The 16826-nt window shown below is 66.4% G+C and carries 17 protein-coding genes; 3 read left to right on the top strand and 14 right to left on the bottom strand.

From position 1 onward, the window contains the following. Positions 1-25: 25 nt before the first annotated feature. From ACYAF3_RS08675 to ubiE, 5 genes are all read right to left on the bottom strand, one after another. Complete coding sequence (locus ACYAF3_RS08675) at positions 26-361, bottom strand: phosphoribosyl-ATP diphosphatase (protein WP_003103458.1); 336 nt, start codon at positions 359-361, stop codon at positions 26-28. After that, a complete protein-coding gene (hisI, locus tag ACYAF3_RS08670; RefSeq protein WP_003095888.1) occupies positions 354-758 on the bottom strand; it encodes a phosphoribosyl-AMP cyclohydrolase in 405 nt (134 codons plus the stop codon). The genes ACYAF3_RS08675 and hisI overlap by 8 nt, the downstream gene beginning before the upstream one ends. 115 nt (positions 759-873) lie before the next feature. Further along, positions 874-2475, bottom strand: a complete 1602-nt coding sequence (gene ubiB, locus ACYAF3_RS08665) for a ubiquinone biosynthesis regulatory protein kinase UbiB (protein ID WP_003095885.1) — start codon at positions 2473-2475, stop codon at positions 874-876. Then, a complete protein-coding gene (locus ACYAF3_RS08660) occupies positions 2472-3098 on the bottom strand; it encodes a ubiquinone biosynthesis accessory factor UbiJ (RefSeq protein WP_023110488.1) in 627 nt (208 codons plus the stop codon). Before ACYAF3_RS08660 ends, ubiB begins: the two co-directional genes overlap by 4 nt. Before the next feature lie 14 nt (positions 3099-3112). After that, complete coding sequence (ubiE, locus tag ACYAF3_RS08655) at positions 3113-3883, bottom strand: bifunctional demethylmenaquinone methyltransferase/2-methoxy-6-polyprenyl-1,4-benzoquinol methylase UbiE (RefSeq protein WP_003103462.1); 771 nt, start codon at positions 3881-3883, stop codon at positions 3113-3115. A 135-nt stretch (positions 3884-4018) separates the two neighbouring features. Between ubiE and ACYAF3_RS08650 the strand changes: the two genes are divergently transcribed. The 3 genes from ACYAF3_RS08650 to ACYAF3_RS08640 all read left to right on the top strand — a co-directional run bounded on the left by ACYAF3_RS08650 (position 4019) and on the right by ACYAF3_RS08640 (position 5793). After that, entirely contained in the window at positions 4019-4294 is a 276-nt protein-coding gene (locus tag ACYAF3_RS08650) for a polyhydroxyalkanoic acid system family protein (protein WP_003095874.1), read from the top strand. 142 nt (positions 4295-4436) lie between these two features. Then, complete coding sequence (locus ACYAF3_RS08645; protein WP_003103463.1) at positions 4437-4853, top strand: phasin family protein; 417 nt, start codon at positions 4437-4439, stop codon at positions 4851-4853. Between the two features lie 10 nt (positions 4854-4863). Then, positions 4864-5793: a phasin family protein gene (locus ACYAF3_RS08640; protein ID WP_003146415.1), complete on the top strand. Its 930-nt coding sequence runs from the start codon at positions 4864-4866 to the stop codon at positions 5791-5793. 43 nt (positions 5794-5836) lie between these two features. Here ACYAF3_RS08640 and ACYAF3_RS08635 read toward each other — a convergent pair whose 3' ends face one another. From ACYAF3_RS08635 to argS, 9 genes are all read right to left on the bottom strand, one after another. Continuing rightward, on the bottom strand, positions 5837-6454 hold the full coding sequence (locus ACYAF3_RS08635; RefSeq protein ID WP_003103292.1) for a TetR/AcrR family transcriptional regulator: 618 nt from the start codon (positions 6452-6454) through the stop codon (positions 5837-5839). 55 nt (positions 6455-6509) lie between these two features. Then, positions 6510-8192 carry a class II poly(R)-hydroxyalkanoic acid synthase gene (gene phaC / locus ACYAF3_RS08630; protein WP_003103289.1) on the bottom strand — a complete coding sequence of 561 codons (1683 nt, stop codon included), beginning with the start codon at positions 8190-8192 and terminating at the stop codon, positions 6510-6512. 303 nt (positions 8193-8495) lie between these two features. Further along, on the bottom strand, positions 8496-9353 hold the full coding sequence (gene phaZ / locus ACYAF3_RS08625; RefSeq protein WP_003095866.1) for a poly(3-hydroxyalkanoate) depolymerase: 858 nt from the start codon (positions 9351-9353) through the stop codon (positions 8496-8498). 152 nt (positions 9354-9505) lie between these two features. Beyond that, the gene (phaC, locus tag ACYAF3_RS08620) at positions 9506-11185 is read right to left on the bottom strand and encodes a class II poly(R)-hydroxyalkanoic acid synthase (RefSeq protein ID WP_003161244.1); all 1680 of its coding nucleotides are present in this window, start codon (positions 11183-11185) and stop codon (positions 9506-9508) included. Positions 11186-11603: 418 nt separating this feature from the next. Next, complete coding sequence (locus ACYAF3_RS08615; RefSeq protein ID WP_003095857.1) at positions 11604-11975, bottom strand: gamma-butyrobetaine hydroxylase family protein; 372 nt, start codon at positions 11973-11975, stop codon at positions 11604-11606. A gap of 94 nt (positions 11976-12069) precedes the next feature. Continuing rightward, positions 12070-13413: an ATP-dependent protease ATPase subunit HslU gene (gene hslU, locus ACYAF3_RS08610; protein WP_003095854.1), complete on the bottom strand. Its 1344-nt coding sequence runs from the start codon at positions 13411-13413 to the stop codon at positions 12070-12072. Between the two features lie 28 nt (positions 13414-13441). After that, entirely contained in the window at positions 13442-13975 is a 534-nt protein-coding gene (hslV, locus tag ACYAF3_RS08605; protein ID WP_003095852.1) for an ATP-dependent protease subunit HslV, read from the bottom strand. 118 nt (positions 13976-14093) lie between these two features. Then, complete coding sequence (locus tag ACYAF3_RS08600) at positions 14094-14789, bottom strand: SPOR domain-containing protein (protein ID WP_003095850.1); 696 nt, start codon at positions 14787-14789, stop codon at positions 14094-14096. Positions 14790-14823: 34 nt separating this feature from the next. After that, entirely contained in the window at positions 14824-16587 is a 1764-nt protein-coding gene (gene argS, locus ACYAF3_RS08595; protein ID WP_003103285.1) for an arginine--tRNA ligase, read from the bottom strand. Positions 16588-16826: the final 239 nt, after the last annotated feature.

Raw genomic sequence — 16826 nt, 5'->3', positions numbered from 1 at the left:
GTCGTATTCCTCGCAATGTGTAGGTTCAGGCCGATGGTTGGCGGGCGGCTTTCTCGGCGTGGCCGGAAAGGCCGAAGCGGCGCTCCAGTTCGTCCAGCACGGCTTGCGGATGCTGGCCGAGGGCCGAGAGCATCACCAGCGAGTGGAACCAGAGGTCGGCGGTTTCGTAGATCAGGTCCTGGCAGTCGCCGCTGGCCGCGGCATCCTTGGCGGCGATGATGGTTTCCACCGACTCCTCGCCGACCTTCTCCAGGATCTTGTTCAGGCCCTTGTGGTACAGACTGGCCACATAGGAGCTGTCGGGCGCGGCGTTCTTGCGCTCCTCGAGCACCGCCGCCAGGCGGGTCAGGGTGTCACTCATGGTGGTGTCCTGCGTGTTCGTAGATAGCGTCCGGGTCCTTCAGCACCGGATCGACGGTCTTCCAGGCGCCGTTCTCGAAGACGCGGTAGAAACAGCTTTCCCGGCCGGTATGGCAGGCGATCCCGCCGACCTGCTCGACCATCAGGATGACCACGTCGGCGTCGCAGTCCAGACGCAGTTCGTGCAGCTTCTGCACATGCCCGGACTCCTCGCCCTTGCGCCACAGCTTGCCACGCGAACGCGACCAATAGATTGCACGGTTCTCGCTGGCGGTCAGGGCCAGCGCCTCGCGGTTCATCCAGGCCATCATCAGCACGCGCCCGGTCTCGTGATCCTGGGCGATCGCCGGGACCAGGCCGTCGGCGTTCCAGTGAATCTCATCCAGCCAGTCTTTCATGGTCTTTCCACGTTCGTTGCCGGTACGTTGCGCGCGTTTCCGGCGGAAATGGGAGTAGTGTGCCAGCCGGGAGCGCGACTGGCTATCGGCGCGGGCCTAGTGGCCGTGCGCGGCGCTAGCGGCGCAGGATCAGGAACACCCCGCCGGCCAGCATCACCCACGCCGGCCAGGCTTCCAACTGCTGACCCAGGCCGACCTCGGCGGCGCCGACCAGCAGCACCGCGCCCACCAGGCGCCCGAGCCAGTCGTGGCGGGAACCTTTCCACTCCGGCGGCGGCGCATTGTGGGCGTGCGGTTGTGACAGGCGTTCGAGGGTGTCGCGGGCCATTTGCGACAGGTGCGGCACCTGCTCGACCTGTTGCTGGAAATTGCGCAGCAACTGCTTCGGGCTGACCCGTTCGCGCATCCAGCGCTCCAGGAACGGCTGGGCGGTGGCCCACAGGTCGAGTTCCGGGTAGAGCTGGCGGCCGAGGCCTTCGATGTTCAGCAGGGTCTTCTGCAGCAGCACCAGTTGCGGCTGGATCTCCATGTTGAAACGACGCGCGGTCTGGAACAGGCGCAGCAGGACCTGGCCGAAGGAGATGTCCTTCAGCGGCTTCTCGAAGATCGGTTCGCAGACGGTGCGGATCGCCGCCTCGAAGTCGTTGACCTTGGTTTCCGCCGGTACCCAGCCGGAGTCGATATGCAGTTGGGCGACCTTGCGGTAGTCGCGCTTGAAGAAGGCGATCAGGTTGCGCGCCAGGTAGTCCTGGTCCTCGTCGGTCAGGCTGCCGACGATGCCGCAGTCCACCGCGATGTATTGCGGGCTCCAGGGCGCGCGGGTGCTGACGAAGATGTTGCCGGGGTGCATGTCGGCATGGAAAAAGCTGTCGCGGAACACCTGGGTGAAGAAGATCTCCACGCCGCGCTCGGCCAGTGCCTTGAAGTCGGTGCGCTGGTCGCGCAGGGTTTCCAGGTCGGTCACCGGGATGCCGTAGATGCGCTCCATCACCAGCACCTTGGGCCGGCACCAGTCCCAGTAGACCTGTGGCACGTAGAGCAGCGGCGAGCCTTCGAAGTTGCGTCGCAGCTGCGAGGCGTTGGCCGCCTCGCGGAGCAGGTCGAGTTCGTCGACGATGGTCTTCTCGTAGTCGCTGACCACTTCCACCGGGTGCAGGCGCCGCGCCTCGCTGGAGACCCGCTCGGCGAGGCGGGCGAGGATGAACAGCCAGGCGATGTCGGAGCGGATCACCGGTTCCAGGTTCGGCCGGATCACCTTCACCACCACTTCCTCGCCGCTCTTCAGGCGCGCGGCGTGGACCTGGGCCACCGAGGCGGAGGCCAGCGGTTCGCGTTCGAAGCGGGCGAAGACCTGTTCGATCTTCGCGCCCAGCTGTTCCTCGATGCGCTTGACCGCCAGCTCCGGCGGGAAGGGCGGCACCTTGTCCTGCAGCCAGGCCAGTTCGTTGGCGATGTCGTCGGGCAGCAGGTCGCGGCGGGTGGAGAGAATCTGGCCGAACTTGATGAAGATCGGTCCGAGGTCCTGCAGTGCCAGGCGCAGGCGCGCGCCGCGGGTCAGTTCCAGCTTGCGCCGCGGCAGCCAGCGCCAGGGCAGGGTGGCACCGAGCAGGCGCAGCCACCAGGGCAGCATCGGCAGTTCGAGGATCAGGTCGTCCAGGCGGTAGCGGATGACGACGCGCTGGATGCGCAGGAGGCGGCGGACAGCGAGGAGCTTCATGCGTCGGGCTTGGTCTTTTGGCTGAGGCGTCCGACGCGCGCGTCGAGACGATCGAGGGCCAGCTTCAGCTGGTCCAGTTCGGCGAAGCGGGCTTCGGCTTCGTGCTGGCCGACCAGCGTACGGCTTTCCTCGGCAAGGTAGTCGGCCAGGTTCAGGCGCAGGCTGTGCAGGCTCTGCGCGCTCCAGCGCGAAGCGTCGCGCAGGCTGCTGCCGAGCACCTGGGTGGCGAGCGGGCCGAGCCAGCGCGACAGTTCGTACTCCCAGTCCAGCTCCAGGCTCTGCAGGATGCCGGCCAGTTCCAGCAGGGCCGCGCTGTCGCCGTCCATGCTGACTTCCGGGCTGTGCAGGACGCGGGTCTTGTCGCGCGCCAGGGCCAGGTGCAGGAGGTTGCCGGCCGGCGCACGCAGGGTGCAGTCGACCTCCGCCTCATGCTGCGCGGCGAAGTGCAGGCCGTCGCCGGCGGGCAGGATGAAGACCCGCAGCGGCGGGCTCAGGCAGTCGACCTCGATGACCTTGGCGGAAAGCCTGCGCAGGCGCGGCAGCGCTGTCCCGTCGAGGCGCAGGACGCGATTGATGCCGGTTTCGGCGGCGGCCAGCACGGCCTGGATCAGCAGCGAGCTCATCGGCGCGCCCTCGGTTAAGGCTTGATACCGCGGTGCAGGGCGACGATGCCGCCGGTCATGTTGTGGTAGGTCACGCGGTCGAAGCCGGCTTCCACCATCATCGCCTTCAGGGTTTCCTGGTCGGGGTGCATGCGGATCGACTCGGCCAGGTAGCGATAGCTCTCGGAGTCGTTGGTGACCAGCTTGCCCATCAGCGGCAGCAGGCTGAACGAATAGGCGTCGTAGGCCTTGGACAGCAGGTTGCTGCTCGGCTTGGAGAACTCCAGCACCAGCAGGCGGCCACCGGGCTTGAGCACGCGCAGCATGGAGCGGATCGCTTCGTCCTTGTGGGTGACGTTGCGCAGGCCGAAGGCGATGGTCACGCAGTCGAAGTGGTTGTCCGGGAAGGGCAGCTTCTCGGCGTCCGCCTGGACGAAGCTGACGTTGCCGGAGACGCCCTTGTCGAGCAGCTTGTCGCGGCCGACCTTGAGCATCGAGGCGTTGATGTCGGCCAGCACCACCTCGCCGGTCGGGCCGACCAGGCGCGAGAACTGCCGGGTCAGGTCGCCGGTGCCGCCGGCGATGTCGAGCACGCGGTTCCCGCTGCGCACGCCGGACAGCTCGATGGTGAAGCGCTTCCACAGGCGATGGATGCCACCGGACATCAGGTCGTTCATCAGGTCGTACTTGGCTGCCACCGAGTGAAATACCTCGGCGACCTTCTTCGCCTTCTGGCTTTCCGGAACGTTCTGGTAGCCGAAGTGGGTGGTGGGTTCGGCGTCGGCGCCTTTGCGGGGATCGTTCATGACGTTCTCACCTGGAAAGAATGCCGGGCATTCTAACAGGATGTGGGGAAAGTGCTGTGCCGCCGTCCGACGGCGCGGGTGCGGTGTTTTGTCTGGCCGCGTATAGTTTTCCGATCTGCAATCAGGAGTCGATCCATGTCGCGTATCCACATCGAACGTCCGCACAGCCTGGGGCTGGACGCCGCACGGGCCAAGGCGGAGAAACTGGCCGAACGTCTGGCGAAGGAGCACGGCGTGCAGTGCGAATGGCAGGGCGACGAGCTGACCTTCAAACGCAGTGGCGTCGACGGCAGGATCGCGGTGGGGGCGGACAAGGTCGCGGTGGACGTCAAGCTCGGCCTGATGCTGTCGGCCATGAGCGGCCTGCTCAAGGGCGAGATCGAGAAGGCGCTGGACAAGGCGCTGGCCTGATCCGCCGGGCGTTCGCCGTCCTGGCGGCGCCCATCTTCCGCTTAGTATGCGGTTTCTAATTTTCCCCGATACCTTGCTCTCACGCTGCCAGCGTTCCGGCGGCGCCTGCGGTTTCTTCAACCCAACGAGCGTGAGGTGCCCCATGGCCAAGATTGCCCTGAAGAAAAAGACCGTTTCCGAATCCACTTCCCTGGTCTCCGAGATCCGCCACTATGCCCGCCAGATCTGGCTTGCCGGCCTGGGTGCGTATTCCCGCCTGGGCACCGAAGGCAGCGACTACTTCAAGGAATTGGTGAAAGCTGGCGAAGCCCTGGAGAAAAAAGGCAAATCGCTGGTCACAAGTCAGGTCGATTCGGCCAATGACAGTGTCAAGACCGGCCTCTCTTCGGTGAAGGGAAAAGTCGAAGACCAGCTCGACAGGATCGAGCAGGCATTCGACAGCCGTGTCGCTAGCACGTTGAACCGGATAGGCATACCTTCCCGGAACGATGTCGAAGCACTCTCTGCTAAGCTGGATGAGCTGAGCGCAGTGCTCGAGCGTGTCGCGAGAACCCAATAAGGAGAGCAGGATGGCTGGCAAGAAGAAGAGCGAAAAAGAGTCCAGTTGGATCGGCGAGATCGAGAAATACTCGCGGCAGATCTGGCTGGCTGGTCTGGGGGCCTACTCGAAGGTCAGCAAGGACGGCAGCAAGCTGTTCGAGACCTTGGTGAAAGACGGCGAGAAGGCTGAAAAAGAAGCGAAGTCCGATGTGGACGCGCAGGTCGGTGCGGCGAAGGCTTCCGCCCGCTCTGCGAAGAGCAAGGTCGACGAGGTTCGGGACCGTGCGCTCGGCAAGTGGAGCGAGCTCGAGGAAGCTTTCGACAAGCGCCTGAACAGCGCCATCTCGCGTCTCGGCGTGCCGAGCCGCAACGAGGTGAAGGAGCTGCACAGCAAGGTCGATACGTTGACCAAGCAGATCGAGAAACTCACCGGCGTCAGCGTCAAGCCGGCGGCGAAGGCAGCGGCCAAGCCTGCGGCGAAACCGGCTGCCAAGCCCGCGGCGAAAACCGCAGCGGCCAAGCCGGCAGCTAAACCGGCAGCCAAGGCCGCCGCCAAGCCTGCGGCGAAACCCGCGGCGAAAAAAACCGCGGCGAAAACCGCGGCCGCCAAGCCGGCAGCCAAGCCCGCCGCCAAACCGACTGCGAAGGCCGCAGCGAAACCGGCGACCAAGCCGGCAGCCAAGGCCGCGGCGAAGCCTGCTGCGAAACCTGCCGCAGCCAAGCCTGCCGCGAAGCCGGCAGCCAAGCCGGCCGCTGCGACCGCCGCCAAGCCCGCGGCGAAACCTGCCGCCAAGCCGGCTGCGAAAAAGCCTGCGGCGAAGAAGCCGGCAGCCAAGCCCGCCGCGGCGAAACCGGCCGCTCCCGCCGCGTCTTCGAGCGCGCCCGCTGCCCCCGCCGCCACACCGGCTGCCAGCGCTCCGGCAGCGAACGCTCCGGCGACGCCGAGCAGCCAGGGCTGAGTCCTGGCGGCAAGGCACACGCCCGGCACTCGCCGGGCGTTTTTCATTCCGGTCCCAGGTAGCGCTGCGCCAGGCTTTCCGCCGAGCGTTGGGCCTCGCTGCGCAGATGCGGGGCGACCAGCATCATGATCTGGTAGACCACCGTGCGCACCTCGCCCTTGCTGCCCAGTACCCGCTGGTAATCCAGGGAGAACAGCAGGGTCAGGGTGATCTGTTCGACCAGTTGCCCGAGTGCCGGCGCGTCGCTGCGCAACTGCCGGTCGGCCTTGAGGCGGGCCAGCAGGGTGGCCAGGGTCCGCTTCAGCGCGCCGAGCCAGGTACGGATGCCGCGAGCCAGCCGTGGCAGGCGCCCGGTCAGGTTGGACAGGTCCTGGAACAGGAAGCGGTAGTGGGCGAGGCGCTCGACGATCAGGTGCAGGAACAGCCAGTAGTCCTCCGCGCCCAGGCGCACCTCCTCGGGCGGATCGAGCAGCGGCGCCAACTCGGCCTGGAACCGCTCGAACAGCGCCATCACCAGCGGTTCCTTGCCATGGAAGTGGTAGTAGAGATTGCCCGGGCTGATGCCCAGTTCGTTGGCGATCTCCAGTGTCGAGACGTTGGGCTCGCCCTGTTCGTTGAACAGCAACAGCGAGCATTCGAGGATTCGGTCGCGTGTCTTCATCCGGACTTCTTCTGGGGATGGAGGTGCCCGGCTCCAGGCGCCCGGGCCGGATCTTTCAGCGTATATGCACGTAGGTGCCCGGGGCCGCTTCGAGGGGCGGATGCGCGGCGCTGCCAAGGTTGAAGTCAGGGTTGCCCAGCTCGCCCGAGCGCTCCTGCAGCCAGCCCAGCCAGACCGGCCACCAGCTGCCCTCTTCGCGCTTGGCGTCGTAGTACCAGGCGCGTGGATCGCTGCTCAGCTTGTCGTTCTCGAAGTAGCAGGCCTTGGGGTTTCCGGGAGGGTTGAGGATGCTCTGGATGTGCCCGCTGTTGGACAGGATGAAGCGGCGCTGGCCGCCCAGCAGGAGGGCCGAGCGATAGACCGCGTCCCAGGGCGTGATGTGGTCGGTGATGCCGGCGACGTGGAAGCTGTCGATCGCCACCTTGCCCAGGTCCACCGCGGTCCCGCTGACCTCCAGCGCGCCCGGGCGGGTCAGCGGGTTGTGCTTGAACAGGTCGAGCAGTTCGCCGTGGAACGCCGCGGGCAGCCGCGTGTTGTCGTTGTTCCAGTAGAGGATGTCGAACGCCGGCGGCTGCCTGCCGAGCAGGTAGTTGTTGACCCAGTAGTTCCAGATCAGGTCGTTGGGGCGCATCCAGGCGAACACCTTGGCCATGTCGCGCCCGTCCAGCACGCCATGCTGGTAGGAGCGGCGCTTGCTGCTCTCCAGGGTCTGCTCGTCGGCGAAGAGCATCGCCGGGCTTTCCATCTGGCTGTCGAGCAGGCTGACCAGGTAGGTGACGCTACTGACCTTGCGCAGTTGCCGGCGCACCTGCAGGTGGCCGAGCAAGGCGGCCACGGTGAGCCCGCCGGCGCAGGCGCCGGCCAGGTTCACGCTGCGGCTGCCGGTGATCTCGCGGCTGACCTCGATGGCCTGGTCGAGGGCCTCGACATAGGTGCTCAGGCCCCATTCGCGGTGCTGGGCGTCGGGGTTGCGCCAACTGATGACGAAGACCTGCAGGTTGTTCTTCAGGGCGTACTGGACGAAGCTCTTTTCCGGCGACAGGTCGAAGATGTAGTACTTGTTGATCTGCGGCGGCACGATCAGCAGGGGCTTGGCGTACTGGCGTTCGCCCAGCGGCTTGTACTGGATCAGCTCCAGCACCTCGTTGCGGAACACCACCGCGCCTTGCGTGGTGGCGAGGTTGCGACCGATCTCGAAGGCGGTCTTGTTCACCTGGCTGGGCATGCCGCCGTTGTGCACCAGGTCTTCGAGCAGGTGGCGGACGCCATTGAGCAGGCTGATCCCGCCGGTATTGAACAGTTCCTTTACCGCCAGTGGATTGATCAGGCTGTTGCTGGGTGCCACGGCGTCGGAGAGCAAGGCGACGAGGAAGCGGGCGCGGGCGCGATCGTCGCAGTCCAGGTTGCTTTCGTCGATCCAGGCGAGCAGTTGCTTCTGCCACGCCAGGTAGGCCTGCAGGGTGCGCCGGTAGAAGGGATTGAGGCGCCAGGATGGATCCTGGAAGCGGGCGTCCTGTGGGTTCGGCTGGTGCAGGGTGTCGCCCAGCAGCACCTTGCCCAACTGGCCTCCGAAGGCGACCAGGTGCCGCGCACTGTGCAGCGGCTGGCGCAGGCCGTGGACAGCCAGGCTGCGGACCGTCGTCAGCAGGTCCTTGCCGCGCAGGCCGACGATGGCGCTCTGTGCACTCATGAACTCGGCGGGCACCGGCACGCTACCCGATTCCTGCTTTTCTCGCATGGACCACACTCCGTCGTAGGACCACAGTCTGGATGCCACGGGCGATCGTCCCCTGGCTCGGAATACTCAGTTATAGCCTGTGAATTCCGTTTCACCCGGGGCAGAACCGCACACCTGCCTGAACAGGGAGGATGCCGCCCGACAGTGGGGCAGCAAGCGCTGTACCACAACGCCGGGAGGGGCGTCGCAGAGCTTGCGCTGTCGCGGCGAAGCCAGGCGCCATGCGCCGTTGCGGAACATTGACTATGCACCTGCACCATGACGAAGCAGTGTCTGCTGCCCTGGTGTTGCCCGTGCAGCAGTTCAGCCGGTCTTGGGCAGGAACGGACGAGGGTGCATGACGGCGCGGCGGCGCTCCTCGGCGAGGAACTTCATGATGATCGGCGCCACCGATTCGGCGCGGGTCACCAGGAACAGGTGGCCGTCGTCGATCACGTGCAGTTCGGCGTTGGGAATGCGCCAGGCCAGCACACGCATGTTGATCAGCGGGATGATCGGGTCGTCGTCGCCGGCCAGCACCAGGGTCGGCTGGCGGATCCTATGCAGCCAGTGGATGCTGGTCCAGCCGAGCCCGGCGAACAGTTGCCAGTAGTAGCCCAGCTTGCCCGACGAACGCACCTTGCTGGCATGCGCCATGGCCAGCTTGGGGTCGCGGCGGAAGGCCCCGCCGTAGATGTCCGGGGCGATGTGTACGCCATAGGAGGGCTGGATGTAGCGCCGCGGGCTGGCCATGCGCATCAGTACCTTCGGCTTGCCCGGCACCATCACCGCGCCAGCCGAAGTGGCGGCGAGGATCAGCTTCTTGCAGCGTTCCGGATAGTCGTGGGCGAACTGCTGGGCCAGCGCGCCGCCCCAGGACACGCCGATCGCGTTGACCTGGCCGTAGTCCAGGTAGTCGAGCATCCGCGCCGCCAGCTTGGCCAGGCCGGGAAAGCGGTAGGGCACGCTGGGCGTCGAGGAACCGCCGACGCCGGGAACGTCGAAGGCGATCACCTCCAGTTCCGGGTCGAGCGCCTGGACGAAGGGGAACACCAGTTCCAGGTTGGCGCCTATGCCGTTGAAGATCAGCAGCGGAGTGCTTCCTTCCTTGCCCGGCCGCACTGCGGTGCGGATGGTCTGGCCGTCGAGGTCGATGGTCCGGAAGACGAAGGGCTGGGGCATGCTCGGGGTCCTCGGCGGCGCAGCCGCGGGCTCGGCGATACGGGGCCTGGCCGGCTTCCGCGCGGCACGGGGCCGCGCCGGAGGCGCTGGCGGGGTTTCGTCGGCGGAGGCCGCGGATCGCTCCTGCGGCTGTTCTTCAGGCTGGTCGCTTTTCATCGTTCATGCACGTAGGTTCCGGGCGCGGCTTCGCCGGCCGGATAGGTCTTGTTGCCCAGGTTGGCGGGCGCCTTGCGGGTCTTGCCGGAGCGTTCGGCCAGCCATTGCTGCCAGTGCAACCACCACGAGTCGGCGTGCTTGCCGGCCTGTTCCAGCCAGGCCTTGGGCTCGGCGGGCAGTTCCGGATTGGTCATGAAGCGTGCCTTGGGGTTGCCCGGTGGGTTGAGGATGCTCTGGATGTGACCGCTGTTGGAGAGGATGAACTCGCACTTGCCACCCAGCAGCCTGGCCGACTTGTAGCACGACTCCCAGGGGGTGATGTGGTCGTTCAGACCGGCGACACAGTAGAAGTCGCAAGTCACCTGCTTCAGGTCGATGGGCGTGCCGGAGACCTCCAGGGCGCCGGGGCGGTTCAGCGGGTTGCTCTTGAACAGTTCGACGAACTCGCCGTGCAGCGCGGCGGGCAGGCGCGTGGTGTCGTTGTTCCAGTAGAGGATGTCGAACGCCGGCGGCTGGTTGCCGAGCAGGTAGTTGTTGACCCAGTAGTTCCAGATCAGGTCGTTGGGGCGCATCCAGGCGAACACCTTGGCCATGTCCTTGCCCTCCAGCACGCCGGACTGGTAGGAACGACGCTTGGCGGCCTCCAGAGTCTTCTCGTCGGCGAACAGCGCGACCTGGGTATTCAGTTCGAAGTCGAGCACGCTGACCAGTTGGGTGAAGGCGTTGACCTTCTTCTCGCCGCTGGCCACGTAGTGGCCGACCAGGGTCGCGGTGGTGATCCCGCCGGAGCAGGCGCCGAGGAGGTTGAGGTCCTTGCTGCCGGTGATCGACAGGACTACCTCGATGGCCTCCTTGAGCGCCTCGATATAGGTGGTCAGGCCCCATTCGCGCTGCGACTTGGTCGGGTTGCGCCAACTGACGATGAAGGTCTGCACTCCGTTGCGCAGGCAGAAGCGCGCCAGGCTCTTGTCCGGCGACAGGTCGAAGACGTAGAACTTGTTGATCTGCGGCGGCACCACCAGCAGCGGGCGTTCGTGCACCGACTCGGTGATCGGCCGGTACTGGATCAGTTCCAGCACGTCGTTGCGGAACACCACGGCGCCCTCGGTGGTGGCCAGGTTCTTGCCCACCTCGAAGGCGTCCATGTCCACCTGGCTCGGCATCCCGCCGTTGTTCACCAGGTCCTTGGCCAGGTGGCCGAGGCCGTCCAGCAGGCTCTTGCCGCCGGTCTCGAAGAAGCGCTTGACCGCCGCCGGGTTGCTCAGGCTGTTGGTCGGCGACATCGCCTCGGTCAGCAGGTTGATGACGAACTGGCCACGACTGATGTCCTGCGGCGACAGGTCGCTGTGGCTGATCCAGCTGTGCAGCTCCTTGCGCCAGGCCAGGTAGGTCTGCATGTAGCGCTTGTACAGCGGATTCTGGCTCCAGGCCGGATCGGAAAAGCGTCGGTCGTCATCGCCTGGGCGTAGCTCCGACTGGCCGAGCAGGACGTTCTTCAGCTCCAGGCTGAAATGCGCCACGTGCCTGGCGCTGTGCAGCGGCTGGCGCACCGCCTGGAGCAGGACCATGCGCGCGGAGGTGAGCAGGTCCTTGCCCCGGATGCCGATCACCGGATTCAGGTTCAGCGTGTTTTCCGCGGCTTGCTTGGGAAGCTCGTTATTGTTCTTCTGACTCATCGGCAACGCTCCATTGTTCGAGGCGAAACAGGGGACCGCAACGAAACCGGGGACCAGGTGTCCGGCCGGCTACTGCTCGACTACCAGCCCACCCGCACGTTTCAGGGCGGGGCGGACGCACGTCAGGGAAGGGAACCCGGACAAGGGGCTGCACCGTCTTGGTTACGCGAGTTTCCGCTGGCGTGCAAGCTGGCAGAAGCATCGGTGGCCGGCGTGGCTGGCCCGGCGCGCGGCCGACCTGCGGACTAGAGCGTTGCTGCCGTGCAGGGTAGGACATTCGCCGTGGCGACCGCGCCGACCGGATGTCTGGCCTGGCAGTCTGCGGGGCGAATGTTGCAAATGACGTGCCCTCGTTCGGGGCAGCGGAGAAAAATCGCCTGGATGCCGTGTGCCGCGAAGGGGCACTCGGCCCGGCGCTTCAGAGCATCAGCTTGACGACCGACTCGTCGGGGTCGCGCGACTTGCCGGCGCTGGCCAGCTCCGCCAGGTAGTCGGCCCATAGCTGGTCCTTGCGGGTCGCCAGCTCGTACAGGTAGTCCCAGGTGAACAGGCCGCTGTCGTGGCCGTCGTCGAAGCTCAGCTTCAGTGCGTACTGGCCGGCGGGTTCGACGCCGACCAGGCCGACGTTCAGCTTGCCGTACTGCAATACCGGGTTGCCGTGGCCCTGGACCTCGGCCGAGGGCGAATGCACGCGGAGGAACTCGGCAGGCAGGTCGTAGCTATCCTCGCCGTAGCGCAGGGTCAGGGTCTTCGAGGCTTTGTGCAGCTGGATGGCGGAAGGGATACGCATCGCATCGGACTCGCGGAAGGGCGGAGTACAAGGATACCCCGGTTCGGGACCGCGCGGCCCGCCGCCACGGTGTTGGCCGTGGCGGCGGCGGTGGTCAAAGGATGTAGCGGGACAGGTCCTCGTCCTCGGCCAGCTCGCCGAGGTGGCTGTTGACGTAGCCGGCATCGATCAGGATCGGCTTGTCGCTATGCTCGCTGGCCAGGTCGGCGGCGCTGAACGAGACCTCTTCCAGCAGCCGCTCGAGCAGCGTATGCAGGCGGCGGGCACCGATGTTCTCGGTCTTCTCGTTGACCTGCCAGGCGATCTCGGCAAGGCGCTTGATGCCGTCCTCGGCGAACTCGATGGCCAGCCCCTCGGTCTTCAGCAACTCGCGGTACTGCTCGGTGAGCGAGGCATGCGGCTCGGTGAGGATGCGCTCGAAATCGTTCGGACTGAGGGCCTTGAGCTCCACGCGGATCGGCAGGCGGCCCTGCAGCTCGGGAACCAGGTCGCTCGGCTTGCTCAGGTGGAAGGCGCCGGAGGCGATGAACAGGATGTGGTCGGTCTTGACCATGCCCAGCTTGGTGTTCACCGTGCAGCCCTCGATCAGCGGCAGCAGGTCGCGCTGTACGCCCTCGCGGGAGACGTCGGCGCCGCCGGCGTTGGCGCGCTTGGCGATCTTGTCGATCTCGTCGATGAAGACGATGCCGTGCTGCTCGACCGCCTCCAGGGCGCGTGCCTTGAGCTCTTCCTCGTTGACCAGGCGCACCGCCTCTTCGTCGCGGATCAGCTTCAGGGCCTCGGCGACCTTCAGCTTGCGGGTCTTCTTCTTGCCCTTGCTCATGCCGGAGAACAGGTTCTGCAACTGGTTGGTCATCTCCTCCATGCCGGGCGGGGCCATGATCTCCACGCCGGCCGGGTTGTCGGCCACCTCGATGTCGATTTCCTTGTCGTCCAGCTGGCCTTCGCGCAGGCGCTTGCGGAACAGCTGGCGGGTGTTGCTGTCCTCGCGTGCCGGCTCGTCGCCGAAGCCCATGGCGGGACGCGCGGCCGGCAGCAGGGCATCGAGGATGCGCTCTTCGGCGGCGTCCTCGGCGCGATACTTGACCTTCTGGATCTCCTGTTCGCGGAGCATCTTCACCGCGGCGTCGGCGAGATCGCGGATGATCGATTCGACGTCGCGTCCGACATAGCCGACCTCGGTGAACTTGGTCGCCTCGACCTTGATGAACGGCGCGTTCGCCAGGCGCGCCAGGCGGCGGGCGATCTCGGTCTTGCCGACGCCGGTGGGGCCGATCATGAGGATGTTCTTCGGTGTTACCTCGGCGCGCAGCTCGGCCGGCAGTTGCATGCGTCGCCAGCGGTTGCGCAGGGCGATGGCGACGGCGCGCTTGGCGTCGTCCTGGCCGATGATGTGGCGGTTGAGTTCGTGGACGATCTCGCGGGGCGTCATGGACATTCGTTTACTCCAGCGGGGGACGAGCGCTTCAGACGGCGCTGTCCAGCTCCTCGATGGTCAGGTTCTGGTTGGTGAAGACGCAGATCGAGCCGGCGATGTTCAGCGCGGTCTCGGCGACTTCCCGAGCGCTCAGCTCGGCGTTGTGCTGCAGCAGGGCCAGGGCCGCGGCCTGGGCGAAGCCGCCGCCGGAGCCCATGGCGATCAGGCCGTGTTCGGGTTCGACCACGTCGCCGTTGCCGGTGATGATCAGCGAGGCATCCTTGTTGGCGACCGCGAGCATGGCTTCGAGGCGGCTCAGGGAGCGGTCGGTGCGCCAGTCCTTGGCCAGTTCGACGGCGGCGCGGACCAGGTGCCCCTGGTGTTTCTCCAGTTGCTGCTCGAAGCGCTCGAACAGGGTGAAGGCATCGGCGGTGGCGCCGGCGAAACCGGCCAGTACCTGACCGTGATACAGGCGCCGGACCTTCTTGGCGTTGCCTTTCATCACGGTGTTGCCCAGGGAAACCTGGCCGTCGCCGCCCATGACGACTTTGCCGTTGCGGCGGACAGATACGATGGTGGTCAAGGGGGAAATCTCCACACTGCGGGGCCGAATGCCCGGAATGCTGGGAGATATAGGGGCGATCCGCGGCTTTTCAACCGCACGCACCGCCGTGCGTCGGAACGCACGGCGTGGCCCGCGTTCAGCGGGCCTTGCGTTGCTGTAACAGCAGGTTGCTGAAGCCGTTGGAGGACAGTGTCTTCTGCGCCTGGGACAACTGGTCGCGGCTGTTGAACGGGCCGACCATCACCCGGTACCAGGTCTCGTCGCGGACGTTGCCGGCCTCGACGTTCACCGACTGCCCGAGCAGGATGATCTGCGCGCGCACGCGGTCGGCGTCGGACTGCTTGCGGAACGAGCCGGCCTGCAGGAAGAACTGCGTGCTGGCGGCGACCACCGCTTTCGGCAGCGGCGGTGGCACCTGCCCGGCGAGTGCGGCCTTGGCCCGCGCTTCGTCGGCCTTGGCCAGTTCGGCGGGGGTGGGCGGCGGCGGGGCCTTCTCCGGTACCGCTTCCGGCGGCACCACGACCTCGGACTCCGGCAGCAGGGTGTAGAACTCGTACTTCGGCTTGGCCTGGGCCGGCGTCTGCGTTTGCGCGGGCTGCTGGGCCTGGCCGTTCTGCTGCGGCTGCTTGCCCTGCACGGCGGCCGGGCGCTGGGCGTCCGGGCGTTCGCGCTGGACGTCCTTGCGCCCGGGTTCGAGCTTCATCAGGAACATGATGAAGCCGCCGATGGCCAGGCCGGCGACCAGCCAGACCCAGCCGGGAACGCCGTTCTTCGCGGCGGGCGCCTGGTAGCGGCTGGCGCCGCGCTTGGGGGCGGGTTTCTTCTTTGCCATGGGGGTTCCCGGACTCCTGTTCGGGCGGGTTCGATTACATGCGTTCCAGAGTCTTCAGACCGAGCAGCTCCAGGCCCTGTTCCAGGGTACGGCCGGTCAGCGCGGCGAGACGCAGGCGGCTGTCCTTCTGCGCCGGGTCCTCGGCGGTGAGGATCGGGCAATGCTCGTAGAAGCTGGAGAACAGCCCGGCCAACTCGTACAGGTAGGCGCAGAGCAGGTGCGGCACGCCCTTGAGCGCGACGTTGTTGATCAGGTCGCCGAACTGCGCCAGCTGTGCGGCCAGGGCCAGCTCCTGGGGCTGCTCGAGGACGATCTTCCCGCCCAGTTGCTCGCGGCCCTGGCCGAGCTTGCGGAAGACGCTGGCCACGCGGGTGCAGGCGTAGAGCAGGTAGGGTGCGGTGTTGCCTTCGAAGCTCAGCATCAGTTCGAAGTTGAAGCTGTAGTCGCTGGTGCGGTGCTTGGACAGGTCGGCGTACTTCACCGAGTCGATCCCCACCACCCGGCCGATCTCGCGCAGCTGGACCTCGTCGAACGGCTCCTCGCCACGCTCGGCGCGCTGCTCGTTGCGTTCCTTGACCAGCGCATAGGCGCGGCTCTCGGCCTCTTCCAGCAGGTCGATCAGCTTCACCGTACCGCCGTCGCGGGTCTTGAACGGACGGCCGTCGGCGCCGTTCATGGTGCCGAAGCCCATATGCTCCAGCTCCATGCCGGCCGGAACGAAACCGGCGCGCCGCGCCACTTCGAAGACCTGCTGGAAGTGCAGGGCCTGGCGCTGGTCGACGAAGTACAGCACGCGGTCGGCGTGCAGCACGTTGTGCCGATAACGCATGGCGGCGAGGTCGGTGGTGGCGTAGAGGTAGCCGCCGCCGGCCTTCTGCACGATCACCGGGAGCGGATTGCCCTCGGCGTTCTTGAACTCTTCGAGGAAGACGCACAACGCGCCGTTGTCTTCGGTGAGCAGGCCCTTGGCGGTCAGGTCGGCGACCACCTGGGCGAGGTCGTCGTTGTAGGCGCTCTCGCCCATGACGTCGGCCATGCTCAGCTTCACGCCGAGACGGTCGTAGACCTTCTGGCAGTGCGACAGGGAAATCTCGTTGAAGCGGGTCCACAGGCGCAGGCAGTCGGGGTCGCCGGCCTGCAGCTTGACTACCAGTTCGCGGGCGCGGTCGGCGAATTCGGGAGACTCGTCGAAGCGTTTCTTCGCCGCGCGGTAGAAGACCTCCAGGTCGTGCAGCTCGGCCTCGGCGTCGACCGGTTGCTCTTCCAGGTAGGCGAGCAGCATGCCGAACTGGGTGCCCCAGTCGCCGACATGGTTCTGCCGGATCACCGTGTCGCCGAGGAACTCGAGGACGCGCGCGACGGCGTCGCCGATGATGGTCGAACGCAGGTGGCCGACGTGCATCTCCTTGGCCAGGTTCGGCGAGGACAGGTCGATCACCACGCGCTGCGCCGGGCCTGCCTTGCGCACGCCGAGACGTTCGTCGGCGAGTGCGCGGTCGAGGCTGGCGGCGAGCCAGACGTGATCCTGGAAGAAGTTGAGGAAGCCGGGGCCGGCGATCTCCACCTTGGCCAGTTGCTCGTGGGTGGGGATTGCCTCGACCAGCCTGGCGGCCAGGTCGCGCGGCTTCATCCCGGCCGGCTTGGCCAGCATCATGGCGATGTTGCTGGCGAAATCGCCGTGGCTACGGTCCTTGGTGTTCTCCACCTGGATGTCCGGGGTCAGGCCGGCGGGCAGGGTGCCGTCCGCGGTCAGTTGGTCGAGGGCTTGCTGGATCAGCTGGCGAATCGTGTCTTTCATCGTTTTTCTCCGTGCTCGCGGGCAGAGGGGCGGCGCGCGACGGTCGGGCAGGGGAAGGGCCGGCGGATGCGGCGCTCCGAAGTTCACTCCCCGCGATGTGCGCGGGGTGGCCGGTCGAGGCTCAGAACCGCGCATTATCCGTGGGCGGACAGGCGTTGCCAACCGTTGCGGCGATTAGCCGACAGTTTGCGCCGGACATCGCGGATTCCGGCTGACCCCAGTCAAGCGGGGCGTCTTCC

It is taken from the genome of Pseudomonas sp. TZ252 (assembly GCF_056110345.1).
This window is presented reverse-complemented; position numbering and strand designations above follow the sequence as displayed.